Origin of the sequence: Streptomyces sp. NPDC053474 (assembly GCF_044544845.1) — a bacterium.
Taxonomy (GTDB): domain Bacteria; phylum Actinomycetota; class Actinomycetes; order Streptomycetales; family Streptomycetaceae; genus Streptomyces.
The window spans coordinates 260368-282497 of sequence record NZ_JBITXV010000006.1 but is presented as its reverse complement, the minus strand read 5'-3'; the positions used below and the strand labels follow the sequence as shown (position 1 = coordinate 282497).

General features: G+C 73.3%; 13 protein-coding genes and 1 pseudogene. 7 read left to right on the top strand and 7 right to left on the bottom strand.

The window, feature by feature from the left end:
- Positions 1–13 precede the first annotated feature (13 nt).
- The gene (locus ACIG3E_RS16605) at positions 14–412 is read right to left on the bottom strand and encodes an STAS domain-containing protein (protein ID WP_399616285.1); all 399 of its coding nucleotides are present in this window, start codon (positions 410–412) and stop codon (positions 14–16) included.
- A gap of 377 nt (positions 413–789) precedes the next feature.
- On the opposite strand from ACIG3E_RS16605, the gene ACIG3E_RS16600 reads away from it, so the two are divergent.
- Positions 790–1983 (top strand): FAD-dependent monooxygenase, encoded by a 1194-nt coding sequence (locus ACIG3E_RS16600; RefSeq protein WP_399616283.1) that lies wholly within the window; start codon positions 790–792, stop codon positions 1981–1983.
- Here the strand turns inward: ACIG3E_RS16600 and ACIG3E_RS16595 are convergent.
- The 4 genes and pseudogenes from ACIG3E_RS16595 to ACIG3E_RS16580 form a co-directional block, all read right to left on the bottom strand.
- Positions 1959–3236: a S8 family peptidase gene (locus tag ACIG3E_RS16595; protein WP_399616778.1), complete on the bottom strand. Its 1278-nt coding sequence runs from the start codon at positions 3234–3236 to the stop codon at positions 1959–1961. The genes ACIG3E_RS16600 and ACIG3E_RS16595 overlap by 25 nt on opposite strands.
- A 1047-nt stretch (positions 3237–4283) precedes the next feature.
- Positions 4284–6047 (bottom strand): annotated as a pseudogene (locus ACIG3E_RS16590) (M4 family metallopeptidase); the annotation flags it as partial.
- Between the two features lie 164 nt (positions 6048–6211).
- Complete coding sequence (gene mltG, locus ACIG3E_RS16585; protein ID WP_399616281.1) at positions 6212–7042, bottom strand: endolytic transglycosylase MltG; 831 nt, start codon at positions 7040–7042, stop codon at positions 6212–6214.
- A 43-nt stretch (positions 7043–7085) separates the two neighbouring features.
- Positions 7086–8885, bottom strand: a complete 1800-nt coding sequence (locus tag ACIG3E_RS16580; RefSeq protein ID WP_399616279.1) for an ABC transporter ATP-binding protein — start codon at positions 8883–8885, stop codon at positions 7086–7088.
- A gap of 469 nt (positions 8886–9354) precedes the next feature.
- Between ACIG3E_RS16580 and ACIG3E_RS16575 the strand changes: the two genes are divergently transcribed.
- The 3 genes from ACIG3E_RS16575 (at position 9355) to ACIG3E_RS16565 (ending at position 14419) form a co-directional block, all read left to right on the top strand.
- Positions 9355–9798 (top strand): MarR family winged helix-turn-helix transcriptional regulator, encoded by a 444-nt coding sequence (locus ACIG3E_RS16575; RefSeq protein ID WP_399616277.1) that lies wholly within the window; start codon positions 9355–9357, stop codon positions 9796–9798.
- A gap of 71 nt (positions 9799–9869) precedes the next feature.
- Positions 9870–12812 (top strand): FAD-binding and (Fe-S)-binding domain-containing protein, encoded by a 2943-nt coding sequence (locus ACIG3E_RS16570; RefSeq protein ID WP_399616275.1) that lies wholly within the window; start codon positions 9870–9872, stop codon positions 12810–12812.
- A 161-nt stretch (positions 12813–12973) separates the two neighbouring features.
- Positions 12974–14419 carry a Gfo/Idh/MocA family protein gene (locus ACIG3E_RS16565; RefSeq protein WP_399616273.1) on the top strand — a complete coding sequence of 482 codons (1446 nt, stop codon included), beginning with the start codon at positions 12974–12976 and terminating at the stop codon, positions 14417–14419.
- A 33-nt stretch (positions 14420–14452) separates the two neighbouring features.
- Here the strand turns inward: ACIG3E_RS16565 and ACIG3E_RS16560 are convergent, their stop codons facing one another.
- Both ACIG3E_RS16560 and ACIG3E_RS16555 read right to left on the bottom strand, forming a co-directional pair.
- Complete coding sequence (locus ACIG3E_RS16560) at positions 14453–15187, bottom strand: L,D-transpeptidase family protein (protein ID WP_399616271.1); 735 nt, start codon at positions 15185–15187, stop codon at positions 14453–14455.
- Positions 15188–15336: 149 nt separating this feature from the next.
- Positions 15337–15483: a hypothetical protein gene (locus ACIG3E_RS16555; protein ID WP_399616269.1), complete on the bottom strand. Its 147-nt coding sequence runs from the start codon at positions 15481–15483 to the stop codon at positions 15337–15339.
- 26 nt (positions 15484–15509) lie between these two features.
- On the opposite strand from ACIG3E_RS16555, the gene ACIG3E_RS16550 reads away from it, so the two are divergent.
- The 3 genes from ACIG3E_RS16550 (at position 15510) to ACIG3E_RS16540 (ending at position 21833) form a co-directional block, all read left to right on the top strand.
- A complete protein-coding gene (locus tag ACIG3E_RS16550; protein WP_399616267.1) occupies positions 15510–17444 on the top strand; it encodes an ABC transporter transmembrane domain-containing protein in 1935 nt (644 codons plus the stop codon).
- Positions 17441–19222 carry an ABC transporter ATP-binding protein gene (locus tag ACIG3E_RS16545; protein WP_399616265.1) on the top strand — a complete coding sequence of 594 codons (1782 nt, stop codon included), beginning with the start codon at positions 17441–17443 and terminating at the stop codon, positions 19220–19222. The genes ACIG3E_RS16550 and ACIG3E_RS16545 overlap by 4 nt, the downstream gene beginning before the upstream one ends.
- Positions 19223–20339: 1117 nt before the next feature.
- On the top strand, positions 20340–21833 hold the full coding sequence (locus ACIG3E_RS16540) for an MFS transporter (protein WP_399616263.1): 1494 nt from the start codon (positions 20340–20342) through the stop codon (positions 21831–21833).
- The last annotated feature ends 297 nt before the right edge of the window (positions 21834–22130 follow it).

The following is a 22130-nucleotide window of genomic DNA, read 5'->3' as shown; positions in this document are numbered from 1 at the left end:
GTCGGGGCCGTGCTCAGGCGTGCGAGGGGGCCGGCGGCCGGTGCCCGTGCGTGTCGCCCGGCGGGACGGCGAGCGCGTCGCTCAGCGAGCGGGCGACGTCGAACGATTCGGCCACGCCCGCCAGGCGCAGCACCTTGCGAGCGAAGGGGTCTTCCAGGACGACGGTGAGCCGCAGCTCCCTGCGCCGCGTCGCGGCCCGCGCCTGGCAGAGCAGCGACAGGCCGCCGCAGTCCAGGAACGTCACGCCGCTCAGGTCCAGGATCACGTCGTGGCAGCAGGTGAGGGTCAGCTCGGCGAGGCGGCCGGTGAGCCGCTCGGTGGCGTAGATGTCCAGCTCTCCCCAGAGCACGATGACCAGCCGCTCCCGCCGCACGTGGGAGCGGAGGCCGAAGGGAAGGCTGTCGTCGTGCATCGTTCCCCCTCGTGGCGCTCTTGAGCGCGGATCCGGGGCGTGATTGCGGTCTGTGCGGTGAGCTGGCGCCACCGAGGGAACGGGCGACGCGGTGGTGCCTATGGCATACCCGACAGGCGCAGGATAATGCAACTCCCCTGCATTAAACCTGGGTTGGTCCATACCGTCGAGCCCCGGCGCGGACGTCCGCGCCGGGGCTCGACGGAAGCAGGGGGTCCGCCCAGGGGCGGGCGCGAGCAGTGGATGCCATAAGCAGAAGTGATCGCTCGCAGCAGATCCAGATGTTGGACTTCCGGCGCGGCGCCGCCGACCGTGGAAGCACACGACATCAGCCGCACACAGTCTCAGCGGCACCTCACCGCACGGGAGTCGAGCCCATGAACAGTCATGTCCTCATCGCGGGCGCGGGCATCGGCGGCCTCACCGCCGCCCTGACCCTGCACGCCGCCGGGATCGACGCCACCGTCGTCGACAGCGTCCGCGAGATACGGCCGCTCGGCGTCGGCATCAACATCCAGCCGCAGGCCGTGGGCGTTCTCACCGAACTCGGCCTGGGGGACGCCCTCGCCGCCCTCGGGATCCCGACCGCCGAGCACCAGTACGCCGATTCGCGGGGCGAGTTGGTCTTCACGGACCCCCGAGGGCTCGCCCGGGGATACCGCTGGCCGCAGTACTCCGTCCACCGCGGCGAGCTGCAGATGCTCCTGCTCGACGCCGTGCGCGACCGGCTCGGCCCGGGCGCCGTACGAACTGGCGTCCGAGTAGAACGCTCTATCCAGAGCGAAGAGGAAGTCCGCGTCCGGGTCACCGACCGGGCCACGGGCGGCGCCTCAGTCCTGAGCGCCGGGCTTCTGGTCGGCGCGGACGGCCTGCACTCGGCGGTGCGGGCCGCGCTCCACCCGGAGCAGGGTCCGATGCTGTGGTCGGGGGTGTCGATGTGGCGGGGCACCCTGGAGACCGAGCGCTTCGGCACGGGCCGCTCGGCGGTCCTCGCCTCGGACGCCCCGCGCCCCGACGGGAGTCAGGGCCCGCAGTTCCTGGCGTATCCCATCTCCCGCCCCGCCGACGACCGCGGCAGGTCCCTGCTCAACTGGGTGGCCCTGGTGACCGTGGCCGAGCCGGGACCGCTGGACCCGGCGGCGGTCGACTGGAACGCCCCCGCGCGCGCCGAGGACGTCCTGCCCCACTTCGAGGGCTGGCGGATCGGCGACCGCGCCGTCCACGACCTGGTCGCCGGGAGCGAGGTGATCCTGCGCTACCCCATGGTGGACCGCGACCCGCTGCCGCACTGGGGCGAGGGCCGGGTGACGCTGCTCGGGGACGCCGCGCACCCCATGTACCCCGTGGGCGCGAACGGCGCGACGCAGGCCATCATCGACGCCGGGGTCCTCGCCGACCGCCTGGCCGCCGACGACGACCCGCGCGCGGCCCTCGCCTCGTACGAGACGGAGCGCCGTACGGCCACGGCCCGGATCGTGGAGGCCAGTCGGCGCATGCACGAGTCCGCGCACTCCGGCGAGAACGCCATCGATGCCATCACGACGGCCTATCGCGCGGCTACGGGCGGCTGACCTTCCCCTCGCTGGCTGGTCGGGAGGTAGAGCGTGTAGAGCAGCTTGTTCGGCACCACGGGCGGGGTGCCCTGGAGCACGCCCGTGGTCGCGTTGTCGACCAGGCCGCGCTTCACCTGCGCCGGGGTGTCCGCGGGGCGGAAGGCGAGGTGCAGGGCCGCCGCTCCCGCCACGTGGGCGGTGGCCATCGACGTCCCGCTGATGGTGTTGGTCGCGGTGTCGCTGTCCTTCCAGGCCGACGGGATCTGCACGCCGGGTGCGAACAGGGACACGCACGGGCCGTGGTTGGACGAGGAGGCACGGCGGTCCGCGCGGTCGCTCGCGCCGACGGTGATCACTTCGGGCAGCCGCGCGGGCGAGGTGGAGCAGGCCCCCGTGGACGAGCCCGCGCTGCCCGCCGCCACCGCGTACGTGACGCCGGAGCGGACGGAGGCGCGCACGGCGTTGTCGAGGACGTCGCTGGCCTGGCCGCCCAGGCTCATGTTGGCCACGGCGGGCCTCGCCTTCTGGGCCGTCACCCAGTCGACGCCCGCGACGACGCCCGCCGTGGTGGCCGAGCCCTGGCAGTTCAGGACCCGCACGGCCACCACCTTCGCCCGCTTGGCGACGCCGTAGGTTCGTCCGGCGGCGATGCCGCCGACGTGGGTGCCGTGGCCGTTGCAGTCGTTGCCGTTCTGGCCGTCGCCCACGGTGTCGACGCCGACCGAGGCCCGCCCGCCGAACTCCTGGTGCGTGGTGCGCAGGCCGGTGTCGATGACGTACACGCTGACGTCGGGAGCGGTGGTGCGGTAGGTGTACGTGCCGGACAGGGGCAGGGTGCGCTGGTCGATCCGGTCCAGGCCCCACGGGGCGTCCGGCTGCGTCTCGTCGAGAGCCCCGGCGTCGAGGCGCACCCGGGTGTCCTGACGGACGTACGCGACGCGCGGGTCGGCGGCCACGCGCGCGGCCCGCGCCCGGCTCATCGTCGCGGAGAAGCCGTGCAGCGCGGCCCGGTAGACATGCCCGAGCCGCGCCCCGCCGGAGCGCCCGAGGAGGTCGCGCGCCACACCGGACACGGCGCCCGCCCGGGTGTCCTTCAGGACCACGATCCAGCCGTCCGGCACGGCCATCTCCCCGGCCCCGGCGAGGCGCAGCGCGCCCGGGTCCTTCGGCGCACTGGCCCCGGCGGCGGGCGCGGCACCGAGCTGGAGGCCCGCGGCGAGCGCCGCGGCGCACGTACCGGTCGGTCGTGCGCGCGTCACGACCTGGCTGATGCCGGTGGTCGCGTCGATCCACACCACCTGGCCGCCGGGCCCCGCGGCGGCGGACAGCTGCTCGCCGCGGTTGCAGGAGACGCGCCCCTTGCGCGTGGCCGGGTCCTTCGGGTCGCCGCCCGCCGCGAACTGCCAGAGCTTGGCCAGCGTCTCGTTGCGCCACGTCGTGTCGGGCAGCCGGGCGCCGACCGTCACCGCCTCGTCGGAGGCCGTCAGGTCGTACGCGTTCAGCGCGCCGGGGGCGGACTCGGGGCTGAGGTCGACGATGTGCGAGCCGTCGATGTCCGCGCGGCGCAAGGAGGTCGTCCCCTCGCCCCGGACGGCGTCGCGCAGCCAGAACACGTGCGTGCCGGTGATGGCCGTCGGACCGAGGCTGGTGCTGCCCGGGACCTGCTCGACCACCTTGTTCTCGCCGGTGGCGACGTCGATGAGCCGTGTGGTGTACGCGTACTCGGCGCGCACCCGGCGCCGCTCCTGGTAGGCGATCCTGCCGTTGCTCACCGAGGGGAAGAAGGCCCGGTGGTAGGTGCCGCCGCCGAGGCTGACCTTGTTCGCCGGGTCCTTCAGGCTCAGATAGGTCACGCCCTGCCGGCCGCCGTGGTTGTAGTGGGAGAAGGTCACGACGTCGCCGTCGACGTCCACGGCGTCGGCGACGCCCCTGCTGTTGTGCCAGAGCTTCTTGACGGGGCCGCCCGCGAGCGGCCGGGCGAGGATGTCCACGCCGGTGGGGCCATGCGCCTGCCACACCACGGTCTTGCCGTCGGTGGCTGGATTGACGTGGTAGCGGCCGTCGTTGGGGCTCATCAGCTGGGGCTGGCCGCTGCCGTCGGCGCGTCCGGCCCACACCGAGTACGCCTCGGAGCCCGTCTCGTCGGACCGGGACGCGGTCCACAAGCCGCCGCCGGAGCCGAGGCGGGTGTCGTTGGTGTTGACCCGGTCGAGCAGCGTGTCGGAGTCCACGCCGAGGGCCAGCTCCCAGCCGGGCACGATGCCGTGGGCGTTGAAGGCGCGCGTCAGGGCCTTCAACTGCCCGGCGTCGGCGTTCAGGTCCCTGGCCGCGGCGAGCACGGCGGCCCGGCCCTCGGTGAAGCCGTCGAGCGGGGTCAGGTACTGGGTGAGCGCCCGGTACACGATCTTGTCGGCGAGGGTGTCGCCGAGGTCCTCGCGGGCGTCCCAGAGCGCGCCCGCGAACAGGGTGGAGTTGAGGTGCACGCCGCCGTTGTCGGTGCCGAAGCCGACGCCGAGGAAGTGCTTGGCGGTGTTCCGGCCGTCGCCCAGGTCGCGGAAGGCGCACGCGCGCGGGGACTTCGTGCGGCACAGCCGCTCGCCGACCAGGCCCGAGTCCGGGTCGGAGGTGGCGACGCCGTACGCCTCGTTCTCGATGGCGTTGCCGAAGTAGTCCGCGATCGCCTCGTTCAGGGCGCCGGACTGGCCCGCGTACACGAGGGCGGCGGTGTGCTCCACGACGCCGTGGGTCATCTCGTGGCCGACGACGTCCAGGCCCGCGGCCAGCGGCCGGTACTCGGCGTCGCCGTTGCCGTACACCATCTTCTCGCCGTCCCAGAAGGCGTTGACGTACGGGGATCCGCCGTTCGTCACGCCCACCAGGGAGTTGACGGTCATGCCGTGTCCGTCGAGGCTGAGGCGGCCGTGCTTGTCCTTGAAGTAGTCGAAGACCCGCGCGCCGCCCCAGTGTGCGTCCACCGCGCCCGCCTCGGTCGCCTCGCCGCCGAAGGCAGGGGTGGGCGAGCCGAACTCCTGGATCCCGGGCGGCCACTGGCCGATGACCTCGCCGACGGACTTGTCCCGCGCGTCCCAGGTGGACAGGGTGCGGCCCCAGCCCTCGTCGTCCGGGATGCGGGTGGTGTCGCGCAGCACGTACTGCTGGCGCCCGGTGTCGCGCTCCACGTCCAGGGCGACGGACCTGCCGTCCAGCGTGACGCCTGAGCCCTGCTCACGCGGCTCCGCCGGTGCGGCCCGCCGCGGCGCGGGAGCCGTGCGCGGCCCGCTCGGAACCGCACCGCCGAACGTCTTGATACCGCTGTACTGGAGGACGGGGTACCCGGCGCGCGCGTCGACGTAGACCTCACGCAGTACGGGTTCGCCGGTGGCCGGGTCGGTGCCGCGCACGGTGACGTGGTGGGTGAGGACGCCCTGCCCCTTGGGCAGCACGACGAGGCCGCTGGCGGTGCCCTTGAGGGGTATCTCGCCGTCGTCGGCTTCGTCGGCCCCGGCCGTGCGGGTGAAGTTCCTCGTGGTGAGGTCCGTGAGCACGCCGTCGACGGCACGCTCGACGGCGACCTCCGCGCCGACCTCGGGGGTGGTGCCCGCCGTGAGCCCGGTGAAGTACTTGCCGGAGGTGCCGGTGACGACGCGTGCGCCGCCCTTGTTCTCCATGCGGACGACGTACTGGCCGCCCAGGACGGGCACGCCCCGGTGCTTCTGCTGGAGCCGCACGGTCTCCTGGCCGCCCGCCGCCGTGGTGGTCCGCGCGGACGTCAGGTCGCGGTCGGGGTCGGCGATCCGGTAGCGGCTCTCCTCCCGCTCCAGGTACGCGCGGGCGGCGTCCGCCGCGCTGTCCGCCCGGGGCGCCTTCTCCCTGATGCCGTCCACCAGGGCGGGCGTCCTCGTCCGCTGCCCCGGGATCACCTCACCGGGGCTCGGCGGCGGCGTCCCCCCGGGCACCGCCGCCGCGGGACCCGCCGAAACGACGAGTGCGGCGGCGCTGATCAGCGCCGCCGCACCGGACGAACCACCCCGCCGCGCTCTGGATCTCCTGGCTCTCGTCGCGCGGGCACCGTGCTGGCGCATCCCTTCCCCTCCCGCTCGTCGACCGGACCGGCGGCGTGGGTGCCGCCGGGAGAGCCATGGAAGCGACGATGCGACGAGCCATCAATGGGGCGCGGGAGCGCGAGGACGAGTTCCGGCCTAGCTGAACGTGAACTCACTTCCTCCCAAGGGTTGGTGACGGGCCGTCATTGATTCCGGTTGAACTCCGCCACGTTGCGCTGCTGCTCCTCGTAGTTCGCGGTGAACCGCGTGTCCCCCGGCTTCACGGTCACGAAGTACAGCCAGTCCCCCGGCGTCGGATTCGTCGCCGCGCGCATCGCGGCCTCTCCGGGGTTGCCGATCGGGGTGGGCGGCAGGCCCATGCGGGCGTACGTGTTGTAGGGGCTGTTCAGCTTGGTGTCGCGCGCGGTGGTCTTGAGGGTGGAGCGGTTGAGGGCGTAGTTGATCGTGGAGTCCATCTGGAGCGGCATGCCCCGGTCGAGGCGGTTGTAGATGACGCGGGCGACCTTGCCCATCTCCTCCTTGGAGCCCGCCTCGGCCTCGATCATGCTCGCGATGGTGACGGTCTGGTAGACGTTCACCGCGTTCCGGTCGGCGCCCGCGGTGATGTGGCCGCCGCTGAACCTCTTGTTCGCGGTGTCCACCATGTACGACAGGACGGACGCCGGGGTCGACCGGGATCCGATGGGGTACGTGGCCGGGAAGAGATAGCCCTCGGGGTTGCCGCCCGCGTCGCCGGGCAGTTTGAGGCCCGCGCTGTCGACGGCCTTCCTCGTGGTGCCCTTGGAGACGTGCAGGGCCGCGTCGACGGCCTCGTACACCTGGCTGGCGCGCCAGCCCTCGGGGATCGTCAGCGTCCGGGGCCGGACCTCTTCGTGGTCGTCCGGGAGCAGCAGCGGGACCGCCACGGCGGCGACCGCCGCGACGGCGCCGATGGTGATCAGGGCGATCCGGCCCCGGCGCGTCAGCCGGACCGCTCCTCGTTTCGTGCCCCGTGGCGGGGTGGTGGTGTGCATGCGGGCACGGTAACCCGCCTTTTGTCATATTTGCGGCATATCTCTACGTCGCTGGCTCCAGCCGGGCGTCCCTGCGGACGAGGGCGGCGTAACGCCCGTCCTGGGCGAGCAGCTCCGTGTGGGTGCCGCGCTCGACGGCGCGCCCCGCGTCGAGCACCACGATCTGGTCGGCGCCGCGCACGGTGGACAGGCGGTGGGCGATGGTGAGCGTCGTCCTGCTGGCCGACAGGGCGTCGATGGCCTGCTGCACGGCGTGTTCCGTGCGGGTGTCGAGGGCGCTGGTGGCCTCGTCCAGGATCAGCACGGGCGGGTCGCGCAGGATCGTGCGGGCGATGGCCAGGCGCTGCTTCTCGCCGCCGGAGAAGCGGTGGCCGCGCTCGCCGACGACCGTGTCGTACCCGTCGGGCAGGGCCGCGATGTGGTCGTGGATCTGGGCGGCCCGCGCCGCCTCGTGCAGCTCCTCCTCGGTGGCGTCCGGCTTGGCGAAGCGGAGGTTGTCCGCGACCGAGGCGTGGAAGAGGTACGTCTCCTGGGAGACGACGCCGATCGCGCGCGCGAGGGTGTCGAAGTCCAGGTCGCGCACGTCCACGCCGTCGAGCGTGACGCGGCCGCCCGTCACGTCGTACAGGCGCGGCACCAGATAGCTGAGCGTGGACTTGCCGGAGCCCGTCGGGCCGACGACGGCGAGACTGCCGCCCGCGGGCACGGTGATGTCGATGCCTTCGAGGACGGGCGCGCCCTGGGGGTCGTAGCGGAACTCCACGCCTTCGAAGCGGACCTCGCCCTTGACGCGGTCCAGGCGCACGGGCCGGTCGCGCTCGGTGATGTCGATGGGCAGGTCGAGGTACTCGAAGATGCGCTGGAAGAGCGCGAGCGAGGTCTGGATCTGCACCCCGGTCGACAGCAGGCTGACCGTCGGCCGGAACAGGCCCTGCTGGAGCGAGACGAAGGCGACGAGCGTGCCGATGGAGACGGTGGGCCCGCCCATCTGGAAGGCGAGCCCCGCGCTCCAGTAGAGGACGGCGGGCATCGCGGCCATGACGATGGTGATCACGGCCATGCGCCAGCGCCCGGCCATGTTGGAGCGGACCTCCAGGCTCACCAGCTCGGCGGACTCGTCGGCGAAGGAGCGCGTGAGTGAGTCGGCGCGGCCCATCGTGCGGCCGAGCAGGATGCCGCTGACCGAGAGGGATTCGGTGACCGTGGCGGCCATCGCGGCCATCTGCTTCTGCCGCTCGGTGGCGATCTTCTTGCGTTCGCGGCCGACGCGGCGGCTGATCCACGCGAACAGCGGGAGCAGCAGCAGGGAGACGAGGGTCAGGCGCCAGTCGAGGGCGAGCATGGCGACGACCGTGGCGATGACGCTCGTCAGGTTCGAGACGAGGGAGGTCGCCGTGGAGGTGACGGTCGCCTGCATGCCGCCGATGTCGTTGGCGATGCGGGACTGGACCTCGCCGGTGCGGGTGCGGGTGAAGAAGGCGAGGGACATGCGCTGGAGGCGGCCGTACACGGCGGTGCGCAGGTCGTGCATGACCTGCTGGCCGACGGTCGTGGAGATCAGCGTCTGCAGGACGCCGAAGACGCTGGTGACGACCGCGCTCAGGATCATGCCGAGGGCGAGCAGGCTCAGCAGGCCGGTGCGGCCCTGCGGGATCGCGGTGTCGAGGATCTCCTTCAGGAGGAAGGGGGTCACCACCGACACCAGGGAGGCGGCGCACACCAGCAGGCCGACGAGGGCGAGGCGGGCGCGGTACGGACGGAAGAGGCGCAGGATGCGGCGCAGCTGACGGGGCTCTTCCGACTCACCAGACACCGGGGTCCGGGAGGGATCTTCGTGAGGCATGGGCTCCTACGGGACGTAGTGGGACGTCGGCGGCGGCGCGCCGACGGGGACGGGTCGCGCCCGCGTCACCGGTGTCCCCGTCTGTGCGGCCGGGACCGCACGGGTGGGTCGCGCCCGCGAGAACGCGGCTGCGCCGACGCCGATTCCGTGGACACCGGTGCCCGGGCGCCGGTGCCGTGGACACCGGCGGCGCGAGCCCCGCTGACACGGCCACCGGCCGTACGGACACCAGCTATACGAGCACCGGTGCATGGAACGGACGCCAGTGACGCGGACGTCGGCGACGCGCACGCCACTGACGCGGACGTCGGTGGCACGCACGCCAGTGGCGCGTCGACAGGAGCGCCGAGCACGGATCACGCTTCGGCGGGAGCGCCGGACGCGGGTGGCGCGCCGACGAGGGCGACCTTGGGAGCATAGCTCACTGTTACCTATACTCACAATGCACCAGGTCCTGTACTGTTTCGGCATGAGCACATCGGACAGCGACGGACTCCTCGCCGAGCAGCTGCTGCGGCTGACCCGTCGGCTGCACCGCATCCAGAAGCACCATCTGGAGCCCATCGGCATCACGCCCGCGCAGTCCCGGCTGCTGCGTACCCTCGCGCACTACGAGACGCCGCCGCGCATGGCCGATCTCGCCCAGCGTCTCGAAGTCGTGCCGCGCGCCGTCACCAGCCTGGTCGACGCCCTGGAGGCGAGCGGCCGCGTGCGCCGCGCCCCCGACCCGACCAACCGCCGGGTCATCCGCATCGAGCTCACCGACGGCGGGCACGAGGCCCTGCGGAAGCTGCACGGCGCGCGCCGGGCCGCCGCCGAGGACATCCTGGCTCCACTGGACACCGCCCAGCGCACCCAGCTGGGCGGGCTGCTCGACGCGCTGTTCGAGGCGCCGGAGAGCCGCCACTGCTGACCGCCGGGACGGTGTGCCGCCACTGAGAGGCCGTGGCGGTGGGCAGCCGCCGACGACGCCGAGGAGAGGCCATGCCCCTGCTGGAGCCCGATCCCGAAGCGCTGCGCCCCGCCCCTGACGGCCGTACGCCGTCGCCCGACCGGGTCCCGAGCGAGCGGGCGGGCGGCACCCCCGAGCCGCTGCGCGGCGATCTGGTCGCGCTCCTGGGCGCCGACAAGGTCCTCACGCACGTCTCCGACCTCGTCCGGTACGCGTCGGACGCGAGCCCCTACCGCTTCGTGCCGCGCGTCGTGGTCGTCGCCGAGGACATCGACGACGTGTCGACCGTCCTGTCGTACGCCCACGGCAAGGGCCGCGAGGTCGTCTTCCGCGCGGCGGGCACCTCGCTCAACGGACAGGCGCAGGGCGAGGACATCCTCGTCGACGTGCGCAGGCACTGGTCCGGCGTCGAGGTGCTCGACGGCGGGGAGCGGGCGCGGATCGGCCCCGGCACGACGGTGGCGCGCGCGAACGCCACGCTCGCGCGCCACGGGCGCGTCCTCGGCCCGGACCCGGCGAGCGCGATCGCCTGCACCATCGGCGGCGTGGTCGCGAACAACGCCTCCGGCATGACGGCGGGCACCACCCGCAACGCGTACCGCACGGTGGCGTCCCTGACCTTCGTGCTGCCGTCCGGCACGGTCGTCGACACGGCCGATCCGGACGCCGACACGCTGCTCGCGCACGCCGAACCGGCCCTGTGCGCGGGCCTGCTCGACATCAAGCGCGAGATCGAGGCGGACCCCGCGCTCACGGCCCGCATCCGGGCCAAGTACGAGATCAAGAACACCAACGGCTACCGCCTGGACGCGTTCCTCGACGGGACGACGCCCGTCCAGATCCTGCGCGGCCTCATGGTCGGCTCCGAAGGCACCTTCGGGTTCATGTCCGAGGTCGTCTTCGACACGCTGCCCCTCGACCGGTGCGTGTCGAGCGCGCTGCTGTTCTTCCCCACGCTGCCCGCCGCTGCCGCGGCCGTGCCGCTGTTCAACGACGCCGGGGCCCGTGCCGTGGAGCTGATGGACGGCAACACCCTGCGCGCGTCCGTGCGCGTGCCCGGCGTCCCGGCCGACTGGGCCGGTCTGGCCAAGGACACGGCGGCGCTCCTGGTGGAGTTCCGCGCGCCGGACGAGGCGGCGCGGGAGGCGTACGAGGCGGCGGCCGCCGAGGTGACGGCGGGGCTCGAACTCGTCGCCCCGGTCGCGTCCATCACGAACGCCTTCACGCGGGACACGGGGGTGATCGGCGGCTACTGGACGGCGCGCAAGGCGTTCGTGACGGCCGTCGGCGGCTCACGGCCCGCCGGGACCACGCTGATCACCGAGGACTTCGCGGTGCCGCCCGCCCGGCTCGCGGAGGCCTGCGAGGCGCTGCTCGCCCTCCAGACGCGGCACGGATTCGACGCGGCCGTCGCCGGGCACGCCGCGCACGGCAATCTGCACTTCCTGCTCACCTTCGACGCCGCCGAGCCCGCGGACGTCGAGCGGTACGCCGCGTTCATGGACGACTTCTGCCGCCTCACCGTGGAGCGCTTCGACGGCTCCCTGAAGGCCGAGCACGCCACCGGCCGCAACATCGCGCCGTTCCTGGAGCTCGAATGGGGCCCGAAGGCCACGGAGTTGATGTGGCGCACCAAGCAGGTCATCGACCCGGACGGCGTGCTCGCGCCGCGCGTCGTCCTGGACCGCGACCCCACGGCGCATCTGCGGGGCCTGAAGACGATCCCCAAGGTGGAGCCGATCGCCGACCCGTGCATCGAGTGCGGCTTCTGCGAACCGACCTGCCCGAGCGGGGACCTGACGACCACGCCGCGCCAGCGCATCGTGCTGCGCCGGGAGATGATGCGCCAGGCCCCGGGCTCCGGCGTCGAGGACGGCCTCGTCGCGGCGTACGGCTACGCTGCGGTCGACACCTGCGCGGGCGACTCGACGTGCAAGCTGGCCTGCCCCGTCGGCATCGACACCGGCGCCCTGATGAAGTCCTTCCGGCACGCCCGGCACTCGCCCCGCGAGGAGCGCGTCGCGGCGCTCACCGCACGCCGGTTCAAGGAGGTCGAGGCCTCCGCACGGCTGGCGCTCGGCGCCGCCGCGACGCTCCGCGCGGTGGCCGGGGCGCGGACCGGCGACCGGCTCCTGACCGCCGTGACCCGCGCCGCCCGCAAGGCCGTGCGCCCGGACCTGGTGCCCGAGTGGCTGCCCCGGCTTCCGGGCGCCGCCGCCCGGCGCCTCCCGCGCACCACGCGCGTGGGCGCCGCCGCCGTGTACTACCCGGCGTGCGTGAACCGCATCTTCGCCGGGCCCGGCGACGTGCCCCTGCCGCAGGCCGTCGTCGCCGTGTCGGCGCGCGCGGGCAGGCCCGTGTGGATTCCGGACGACGTGGCCGGGACGTGCTGCGCGACGATCTGGCACTCCAAGGGGTACGAGGCCGGGAACCGCGTGATGGCCAACCGCGTCGTCGAGGCCGCCTGGGGCTGGACGGCGGGCGGCGCGCTGCCGCTCGTCGTGGACGCCTCGTCCTGCGCGCTCGGCATCGCGCACGAGGTGGTGCCGTATCTGACGGCCGACAACCGCGCCCTGCACGAGGAGCTGACCGTCGTCGACTCCGTCGTCTGGGCCGCCGAGGAGCTGCTCCCCCGCCTGACCGTCCGCCGGACCGTGGGCTCCGCCGTGCTCCACCCCACCTGCTCCATGCGGCACTTGGGCGACGAGCCGCAGCTGCGGGCCGTCGCCGCGGCCTGCGCGGACGAGGTGGTCGTGCCCGACGACGCGGGCTGCTGCGCGTTCGCCGGAGACCGGGGGATGCTGCACCCCGAACTGAGCGAGGCCGCCACCCGCGCGGAGGCCGCGGAGGTCGTGACCCGGACCTACGACGCGTACCTCTCGGCCAACCGCATGTGCGAGGTGGGCATGGAACAGGCCACGGGCCGGGAGTACCGCTCCGCCCTGCTCGCCCTCGAGCAGGCCACGCGCCCCTGACCACCGCCCTCCCGAAGCGCGACCTCAGCAGGGGAGGGCCTCCCGCGCCGGGGGGAGAGAAAAGTCCAAGCCCTCGGCCACCGCGGTCTCTTGCGCCCCGTGCGCACCGCCATCAGGGTGGGCCCCGCCCAGTGACATGGCACTGTGACGACGGAGGTCCGATGCACGACGAGAACGCGACACCGGTCCCTGACGAATCCACCGACGGTCACTCCCGGCGCGCGGTCCTGCGCACGGCCGGACTCGCCGGGGCCGGGCTCGGCCTCGGCACGTTCGCGGGCGGCACCGCCCGGGCCGACACCCCCGACGCGGCCGGGACGGCCGAAGGCCCGGCGGGCGCCGCGCCCGCCCGCAAGGGCAAGACCATGATCGGCGTGCCCTTCGAGGCGCGCTCCACCGTCCGCGTCGGCATGATCGGCCTCGGCAACCGCGGCGGCGGCATGATCGACCTGTTCCTCGCGCAGTCGGGCGTGCGGGTCGTCGCGCTGTGCGACCCGGTCAAGGACAAGACCGCGGCGGCCGCGAAGAAAGTCGTCGCCGCGGGCCAGCCCGCCCCCGCGACGTACACCAACGGGGACAACGACTTCGAGAAGCTCTGCGCGCGCGGCGACATCGACTTCGTGTACGTGGCGACGCCCTGGGACTGGCACTTTGAGATGGCCAAGACGGCCATGCTGAACGGCAAGCACGTCGGCGTGGAGTGTCCGCTGGCGCTGCGCCTCGACCACCTGTGGGAACTCGTCGACCTGTCCGAACGCACCCGCAGACACTGCATGCAGCTGGAGAACTGCTGTTACGGCAAGAACGAGATGCGCGTGCTGCGCATGGCGCACGCGGGCAAGTTCGGCGATCTGCTGCACGGCGCGGGCGCCTACAACCACGACCTGCGCCAGCTGATGTTCGACCCCACGTACTACGCGACCCCGTGGCGCCGCCTGTGGCACACGCGGCTGCGCGGCGACCTGTATCCCAACCACGGCTTCGGCCCCGTCGCCAACTACATGGACGTCAACCGCGGCGACCGCGCCACCCACATCTCCAGCTTCGGCACGCCCGCCCTCGGCCTCGCCGAGTACCGCGAGGCGCACATGCCGCCGGGCGACCCGAGCTGGAAGGAGACGTACATCGAGAGCGACCGGACCATCAGCCTGGTGCAGACGGCCAAGGGCCGGGTCATCCGCCTGGAGCACGACGTCTCGACCCCGCACCCCTACAGCCGCGTCAACAGCCTCGGCGGCACCAAGGGCCTCTTCGAGGACTACCCCGCCCGCATCTACATCGAGCCGGACCACACCGACGACCAGTGGGGCGACTTCTCCACGTACGCGGCGGAGTTCGACCACTGGCTGTGGAAGGAGCACTCCAATCCGCCGGGCGGGCACGGCGGCATGGACTACCTCCTGGTGTTCCGCCTGATGCAGTGCATGCGGCTCGGGCTCGTCCCGGACTTCGACGTGTACGACGGGGCGACGTGGACCGCGCCGGTGCCGCTGAGCCACGCGTCCATCAAGGCGAAGGGCGCGCCGCAGGAGATCCCCGACTTCACCCGGGGCCTGTGGCGGAAGGCACGGCCGGGCATGGACTCGGAGAAGCCGAAGGAGACCTGAGCGGGGCCCCTGCATAGGGCTCTGGGGCGGCTCTCAGGACTTGAGGGCCGCCTTGTCCCCCATCACCACCACCGGCCGCAGCTTCGGGTCGAGCGTGCGCAGCAGGTACTCCATGCCGGACTTCGACAGGCTCACACAGCCCGAGGTGCCGCTGCCGTGGTCCATGTGCAGCCAGATGCTGCCGCCCTTGGACTGGCCCTGCGGGCGCGTCGGGTCGTTCGGCGGGGTGCCCTTGACGCGGTTGTAGTCGATCGCGACGACGTAGTCGAAGTCGTGCCAGTGCGTCTTCGGCCAGTAGTGCGGGGCCTGGAGGGCCGCGGTCCGCGTGTACGGGAGCCGTGCCCCGGGGTCGGCGAGGACGCCACCCGCGTCGCTGAGCGTGAACACGCCCACCGGGCTGCGCTTGTCGCCCTCGCGGTGGTCCGGGGTCCAGCCCTTCTTGCCGTTGTGGGCCGGCCAGCCGCGCGTCTTCTTCCAGGCGGCCCCCACCTTCGTGTAGAGGACGACCGTGGCCTTCGCCGAGTCCTTGCCCTCTCCGTAGACGGCGACGACCTGGCGCGCGCTCTTGGGGATGCGGGACTGGAGCCGGTCACCGACGTCGGGGATGCGCTCGGGGTCGGCGTCGGTCCGCGCCGCGCCGCGGCCGCCGCCCTGCGCGGAGTGCGCCGCCTCGCCTTCGTCGTCGCCGCCCGAGCCGCCGCAGGAGGTCAGGACGACTGAGCAGGCGGCGGCCGCGGCCGCCGTTCGCACCACACCGGCTATACGCATGCGCTCCATGCTCGCACCGGCTTCCCGCGCCCCTCGCCGACGCCCCCGTCCCACGGGTAGGAATGGCCGACTCTTTGCCGGACGCCGGAAAATCGTTTGCTTCGGGCCACTGTGCGGCGCGAACCTTGCACGGTTTGTTACCGCGTTCGTCACGTTGTCACCGCGTTCGCCACGCCGTTCGATTCCGTGTCCGCCACGTCGTTGTTCGAGTCCGTGTCCGTCACGTCGTTGTCCGAGTCCGTGTCCGTCACGTCGTTCGTCGCCGTGTCCCTCGCGTCGTCGTCCGGCACCACCACGCGTATCGCACCGAAGCTGGGATCCCATGCACATTCGTGATCTTCCGTACGCCGACCCGGGCGAACCCGACACCCGCTCCGGCCCCCGCTTCCTGCTGTGGCTCGGCCGGAACCAGCTGGGCGGCCAGCTCAAGTCGCTGGGCTGGGGGCTGCTGCACTTCCTCGGCATCGCCGCGCTGCCCTACATGGTCGGCCTCGCCGTGCAGGCCGTGATCGACGGCTCGGGCGGGCGGCTCGCCCTCGCCGGTGGCGTCATCCTGCTCGCGGGGCTCGCCATCGCGGGCGGCGACACGATGCTCCACCGCACGGCCGTCACCAACTGGATCACCGCGGCGGCCCGGGTGCAGCAGCTGCTCGCCCGCAAGACCGCGCGGCTCGGCGCCGCCCTCACCCGGCGGGTGGCCGCCGGTGAGGTCGTCGCGGTGTCCACCGGTGACGTGGAGAAGATCGGCTGGTTCGTGGAGGCTCTGTCGCGCTTCGCCGCGGCGGCCGTGACCGTCCTCGTCGTCTGTGTGGGCCTGGTCGTCTACGAGCCCGCGCTCGGCGTCGTCGTCGCCGTCGGCATTCCGGTGCTCGCGCTCGCCGTGCTGCCGCTGCTGCCCCGGGCGACCCGCCGCGCCGACCACCAGCGCGAGAAGGCAGGGCGGGCCACCGAGCTGGCCTCGGACACCGTCGCGGGCCTCAGGGTGCTGCGCGGCATCGGCGGCGAGGAGCTGTTCCTCGACCGCTACCGGCACGCCTCGCAGGAGGTGCGGACCGCCGCCGTCCGCAGCGCCCGCATGTGGGCCGTGATCTCCGCCGTCCAGGTCCTGCTCCCCGGCCTCCTACTGATCGGGCTCGTCTGGCACGGCGTGCACCTGGCCCGCGAGGGCCGCGTCACGGTCGGCGAGCTCGTCACCGTCTACAGCGCGGTGATGCTGCTCAACTACCCGCTGCGGCACTTCGAGGAGATCGCCATGGCGTACTCCTTCTCGCGCCCCTCGGCGAAGCGGGCCGCCCGGGTGCTGGCGCTGGAGCGCACGACCGGGGCCGGGGCCGGGGAAGCCGGGGCCGGGGAAGAGGGCTCGTCCGTGGCGCCCGCCGGAGACCTCTACGACCCCGCCACGGGCCTGCTCGCCCCGGCCGGACGGTTCACCGCCGTCGTGTGCGGCGACCCGGACGCTGCCGGTCGGCTCGCCGAACGGCTCGGCGGGCACCCGGCGTTCGAGACGGACCTGCCGTCGGTGCGCCTGGGCGGCGTCCCCCTGGACGGGCTGCCGCTCGACACCGCCCGCACCGCGGTCCTCGTTCAGGACAAGGACCCGGTGCTGCTCTCCGGCACGCTGGGGTCGCTGCTCGACGTACCGGCGTCCGGGGCGGTGGATCCGCGGCGGGCGCTCGCCGCCGCGCAGTGCGCCGACGTCCTCGACGCGCTGGTGCAGGGCTCCATGGCCGACGACCCGATGGCCGCGCACCTCACCGAGCGCGGCCGGTCCCTGTCCGGCGGCCAGCGCCAGCGCCTGGCGCTCGCGCGGTCGCTGGTCACCGACCCCGAGGCGCTGGTCCTCGACGAGCCGACCTCCGCCGTCGACTCCCACACGGAGGCCCGGATCGCGGACGGGCTGCGCGAGCTGCGCGCGGGTCGTACGACGGTGGTCCTCACCTCGTCACCGCTGCTCCTCGACCGCGCCGACCGCGTCGTGTTCCTGCGCGACGGCGAGGTGGCCGCGGTGGGCGTGCACCGCGAACTCGTGGTCACGCAGCCGGGGTACCGCGCGGTCGTCACTCGGGAGACACCGGAGGAGACGGCCGAGACGGCCGAGACGGCGGGGTCGGCGCGGGCCGTGGGCGCCGCCGGGGCCGGGCGCGACCCGGCCGACGAGGGCGCGGGCTCCGGCTCCGGCCCGAGCCCGAGCCCTGGCCCTGGCTCCGCTCCGCGAAGAGCCCGCGTACACACCATCGACATCGAGGAGACGGCATGATCGGCCTGGCGCCGCCGAAGTACGACCCGGCGGCCCCGACCACGGCGGAGACGCTGCCCGTCGGCGCCCCCGCGACCGTACGGACGTATGTGCGCGAGCTGCTGCGGCGGCACCGCAGGGCCTTCGTCCTGCTGGTCGTGGTGAACACCCTCGCCGTGACCGCCTCGATGGTGGGGCCGTATCTGCTCGGCGGCCTCGTCGAGGACGTGTCGGACGGCGCGCGCGAGGTCCATCTGGAGCGCGTCGTGGGCCTGTTCGCGCTCGCGCTCGTCGTGCAGGCCGCCTTCGTGCACCAGGTGCGGCTGCGCGGCGCGATGCTCGGCGAGCGCATGCTCGCGGACCTGCGGGAGGACTTCCTCGTCCGGTCGGTCGGGCTTCCGCCGGGCGTCCTGGAGCGGGCGGGCACCGGTGACCTGCTGTCCCGCATCACCACGGACATCGACCGGCTCGCCAACGCGATGCGCGAGGCCGTGCCGCAGCTGGCCATCGGCGTGGTCTGGCTGGTGCTGCTCGTCGGCGGGCTCGCCGTGGTCGCGCCGCCGCTGGCGCCCGCGCTGCTCGTCGCCGTGCCGCTGCTCGTCGTCGGCTGCCGCTGGTACTTCAAGCGGGCGCCGTCCGCGTACCGTTCGGAGGCCGCGGGGTACGCCGCCGTGGCCGCCGCGCTCGCCGAGACCGTCGACGCGGGCCGCACCGTGGAGGCGCACCGCCTCGGCGCGCGCCGCGTCGAGCAGTCGGAGCGCCGCATCAAGGAGTGGACCGCCTGGGAGCGCTACACGCTCTATCTGCGGTCGGTCCTCTTCCCCGTCATCAACGCCACCCACGTCACCGTCCTCTTCGCGGTCCTGATGATCGGCGGCTGCTTCGTCCTCCAGGGCTGGATCGGCGTGGGCCAGCTGACGACCGGCACGCTCATCGCGCAGATGCTCGTCGACCCGATCGGCATCATCCTCCGGTGGTACGACGAGCTCCAGGTGGCGCAGGTCTCGCTGGCCCGGCTCGTGGGCGTACGCGACATCGAGCCGGACGCCGGTGACGCGGGCGTGGTGCCCGAGGGACGCGACGTCCTCGCCGACGACGTGTACTTCGGCTACCGCAAGGGCGTCGACGTGCTGCGCGAGGTGTCCCTCGCCGTCGAGCCCGGCTCCCGGGTGGCGCTGGTCGGCCCGTCCGGCGCGGGCAAGTCCACGCTCGGCAGGCTGCTCGCCGGGATCTACGGACCGCGTACGGGCCAGGTGACGCTCGGCGGCGCCGAGCTGGCGCGGATGCCCGCGGAGGGCGTCCGCGCGCACGTGGCCCTCGTCAACCAGGAGCACCACGTGTTCGTGGGCTCCCTGCGCGACAATCTGCGCCTCGCCAGGGCCGGTGCCGAGGACACCGAGCTGTGGGCCGCCCTCGGGGCGGTCGACGCGCACACCTGGGCGCGGGACCTCGACGAGGGCCTGGACACGGAGGTCGGCTCGGGCGGTCTGAGCCTGACGCCCGCGCAGGCGCAGCAGATCGCCCTGGCCCGGCTCGTCCTCGCCGACCCGCACACGCTGGTGCTCGACGAGGCGACCTCGCTCCTGGACCCGCGCGCGGCCCGGCATCTGGAGCGCTCCCTCTCACGGGTCCTGGAGGGCCGCACGGTGGTCGCCATCGCGCACCGCCTGCACACCGCGCACGACGCCGACGTCATCGCCGTGGTGGAGAGCGGCCGCATCAGCGAACTCGGCAGCCACGACGAGCTGGTGCGCGCCCAGGGGGCGTACGCGGCGCTGTGGAAGTCCTGGCACGGGTGACGGGATCCTGACGGCAGAGGTCCGCCCGCTCCTCCCGGGGGAGGTAGAGGAGCGGGCGGACCGGTCTGAGGTCGTCGGGCCCCCGTCCACGGGCCGCCGTACGAGGCCGTGGGCCGACGGCCTCGACGAGTTCGTGCGCGTTCGGTTCCCGCACGTTCCGTTCGTGTGCGTTCCGTTCGTGTGCGTTCCGTTCCTGCGCGTTCGGTTCCTGCGTGGTCAACGACGTCACATCCGCCCGAGCCGGTGGTGAGAAGTACGGAAATTGCAGGTGCCGAGGATCGGCCCGGAACAGGTCACGCATTCATCGCACTCGTGCCCCATAGCGCTGCCGCACCACCTGGAACCATTCCGCAAGGTTGTTATCGGAACCCTTCAACAAACATGTGAGAAACGCCCGACAACCGCCCCTCTTATGCGGCAAGAAAGTACTAACAGGAGGTCGAACAGCAGCCAACACCCCGGGGCTGATTCCGGCCGCCGGTTCGAGAAAGCGGACCTTTCCGGCTTGCCACGGCAACGTCCCAGGCCCGACCGGCTCCAGGCGCCACGACGCGGCAGTCCGCCACGGTCGGCGAATGCCTCCTCGCCACACTCGGCGACGGGGCATCACAGGGCATGGACAGCCACCGGGGCACATGTCCGCGATCCCGGCTTTGATGGCCGAATCATGGCCCGCACAGCACGGCGAACGTCGATTTGCGCCGATTCCGCGAGCGTGCGACCGCACGGGCGAAGGGGTTGGCAAGTGAATCCGTGTCAGTTACGGTGATGCTGCTTCAGTCGTTCGTCGAGCGACTCCCGAGGGCGACGCCCCCGCATTCGGCGTCCATGCCCCCTTTCACCGGGTTTCAGGTTCTCCGGGTCTCAGTTTTCTGAATTCACCTTTTCGTCGGCCCCTCAGATCTCCGGGTCCCCGTTCACCGGTCCTCCGTTCACCGGCCCCCTGGTCTCCAGGTCCCGGATCTCCAGCAGCGACGCCCCGCTCGCGGGGGCGCCTTCCGGCTGCGCCAGCTCCCCTCCCCCAACGAACACGTCCACCGCCGTGCGCCCTTACGGCGGTGCCCACGGTGAGCAGCGCCCAGCCGCCCGCTCACCCCGTGACGGAGGAGGCAGGAGCATGCGGACACACACCAGCAACGAACCCAGGACAGTGCCGTCGGGTGCCGGGAGCGCGACGGCGTCGGTCAGCGAACGCAGAGGCGCTCTCCTCGCCCTGTCCCTGGGCGTCTTCTGCATCCAGCTCGACGCGTTCGGCCTCAGCCTCGCCCTGGCGCGGATCGGCCGCGACCTGGACGCGGGCGGGTCCGGACCGCAGTGGGTGATCAGCGCGTATCTGCTGTCCACCGGCACCCTGATGCTCGGCGCCGGACGCCTCGGCGACCTCTTCGGACGTCGACGGCTCCTCGTCACCGGGCTCGCCCTCTTCGGCGCGGCATCCCTGGTGTGCGCGCTCGCCGCTACGCTGCCCCTCCTCATCGGCGCCCGGGTGGCCCAGGGCGCGGGCGCCGCAATGATCATGCCGGTGGGCCTGTCGCTCCTGACCAACGTCTACCCCGGCGACCTGCGTGGCCGCGCCACCGGCTGGGCCCTCGGCGTCGGCGGCATCGCCACCGCCTGCGGACCGTTCATCGGCGGCGCCCTCACCGACGCGGTGTCCTGGCGGGCCGTCTTCTGGCTCAACGTCCCGCTCGCCGCCCTCGGCGCGGTCTGCGCGTCGCGCACCGCCGAGAGCTACGACGTCGGCGCGTCCCGCACCGTCGACTGGCGAGGCCTGCTCACCGCGACGGCCGCGCTCGCGACGCTCGGCTTCCTCATCGACCACACCCCGGCCCTGCCCCGCCCAGCGCTCTTCGGCGGCGCCCTGGCCGTGACGGGCCTGCTGGTCCTGTTCGTACGGTACGAACGCGCCGCCCCTCGGCCACTGGTACGGCTCACGCTCTTCCGCAACGGCCCGTACGTGGCGCTCACGCTCGCCGGGGCCGCCGCGAACACCGCGACCGTGATGTTCCTGCTCGTCGTCCCCCTCACGCTCCAGGGGCAGTGGGCGCTCCCCGTCGCCTCCGCGGGCCTGGCCTTCCTCGGCCCGGCCCTCGCCATGGCGGTCGCGGGCCCCCTCGCCGGACGCGTACCGACGCGCGCCGCCGTGCCGCTCATGCTGGGCTGCCTGGGCGCGGGGGCGCTCGGCCTCGGCTCGCTGCCCCTGGCCTCCTCGCTGACGGCATACCTCGCCACCGCCACCGGGTGCGGCGCGGTCCTCGGCATCGGCAACGCGCTGGCCCTCATCGCCACGCAGGCTGTCATCACCCCCGAGCGGGCCGGTGAAGCCTCCGGGGTCACCAAAACCGCCCTCACCCTCGCGGCGGGCCTCGGCGTGGGCCTCACCGGAGCCGTCACCGGCGGGGCCGACGGAGTGAGCCACGGGGCAACCCACGACGCGGTGCTGCGGGGCACTGCGGCGGGGTGTGGCGCGGTGTGCCTGCTCCTTGGAGTGTGGTGGGGGCTTGGGAGGTGGAGGGCTGGAGCGGGCGGCGGGGCCGGACCTGGGGCTCGATCGGGAGCTGGGGCCGGGCCTGGCGCTGGGGGCTCGGCCTGCGGCCGCGACGGGGGCTGAAGAGGAGGCTGGGCCTGGATCTGGGCCCTGGATACGGGCCCCAGGGCCCTGGGGCTCGGCCCGGGGCGCGGCCTGAGACTGGCGCTCGGCCTGAGCCTCAGGCCGGATCTGGGCCGTGACCTCACGGTCGGTCCCTGCCCCGGTGCGCCGGGGGCCCGGCCAGGGCGGCGGCAGCGGCGTGGCCCCACAGGCCCTCGCCCTCCTCGCCCCCTCGCCCTCGCCCCGAGCAGGCACCGCCGAGGGCCTGGGGCCGGGCCCGGGCACCATCGGCCGGGCCGTCGCGTCGCCGCCCCGGCC

Excerpts from the sequence above, each read along its gene's own strand:
- ACIG3E_RS16605 (WP_399616285.1), bottom strand. The coding sequence starts at position 412 with ATGCACGACGACAGCCTTCCCTTCGGCCTCCGCTCCCACGTGCGGCGG.
- ACIG3E_RS16600 (WP_399616283.1), top strand. The coding sequence starts at position 790 with ATGAACAGTCATGTCCTCATCGCGGGCGCGGGCATCGGCGGCCTCACC.
- mltG (WP_399616281.1), bottom strand. The coding sequence starts at position 7,042 with ATGCACACCACCACCCCGCCACGGGGCACGAAACGAGGAGCGGTCCGG.
- ACIG3E_RS16580 (WP_399616279.1), bottom strand. The coding sequence starts at position 8,885 with ATGCCTCACGAAGATCCCTCCCGGACCCCGGTGTCTGGTGAGTCGGAA.
- ACIG3E_RS16575 (WP_399616277.1), top strand. The coding sequence starts at position 9,355 with ATGAGCACATCGGACAGCGACGGACTCCTCGCCGAGCAGCTGCTGCGG.
- ACIG3E_RS16570 (WP_399616275.1), top strand. The coding sequence starts at position 9,870 with ATGCCCCTGCTGGAGCCCGATCCCGAAGCGCTGCGCCCCGCCCCTGAC.
- ACIG3E_RS16565 (WP_399616273.1), top strand. The coding sequence starts at position 12,974 with ATGCACGACGAGAACGCGACACCGGTCCCTGACGAATCCACCGACGGT.
- ACIG3E_RS16560 (WP_399616271.1), bottom strand. The coding sequence starts at position 15,187 with ATGCGTATAGCCGGTGTGGTGCGAACGGCGGCCGCGGCCGCCGCCTGC.
- ACIG3E_RS16550 (WP_399616267.1), top strand. The coding sequence starts at position 15,510 with ATGCACATTCGTGATCTTCCGTACGCCGACCCGGGCGAACCCGACACC.
- ACIG3E_RS16545 (WP_399616265.1), top strand. The coding sequence starts at position 17,441 with ATGATCGGCCTGGCGCCGCCGAAGTACGACCCGGCGGCCCCGACCACG.
- ACIG3E_RS16540 (WP_399616263.1), top strand. The coding sequence starts at position 20,340 with ATGCGGACACACACCAGCAACGAACCCAGGACAGTGCCGTCGGGTGCC.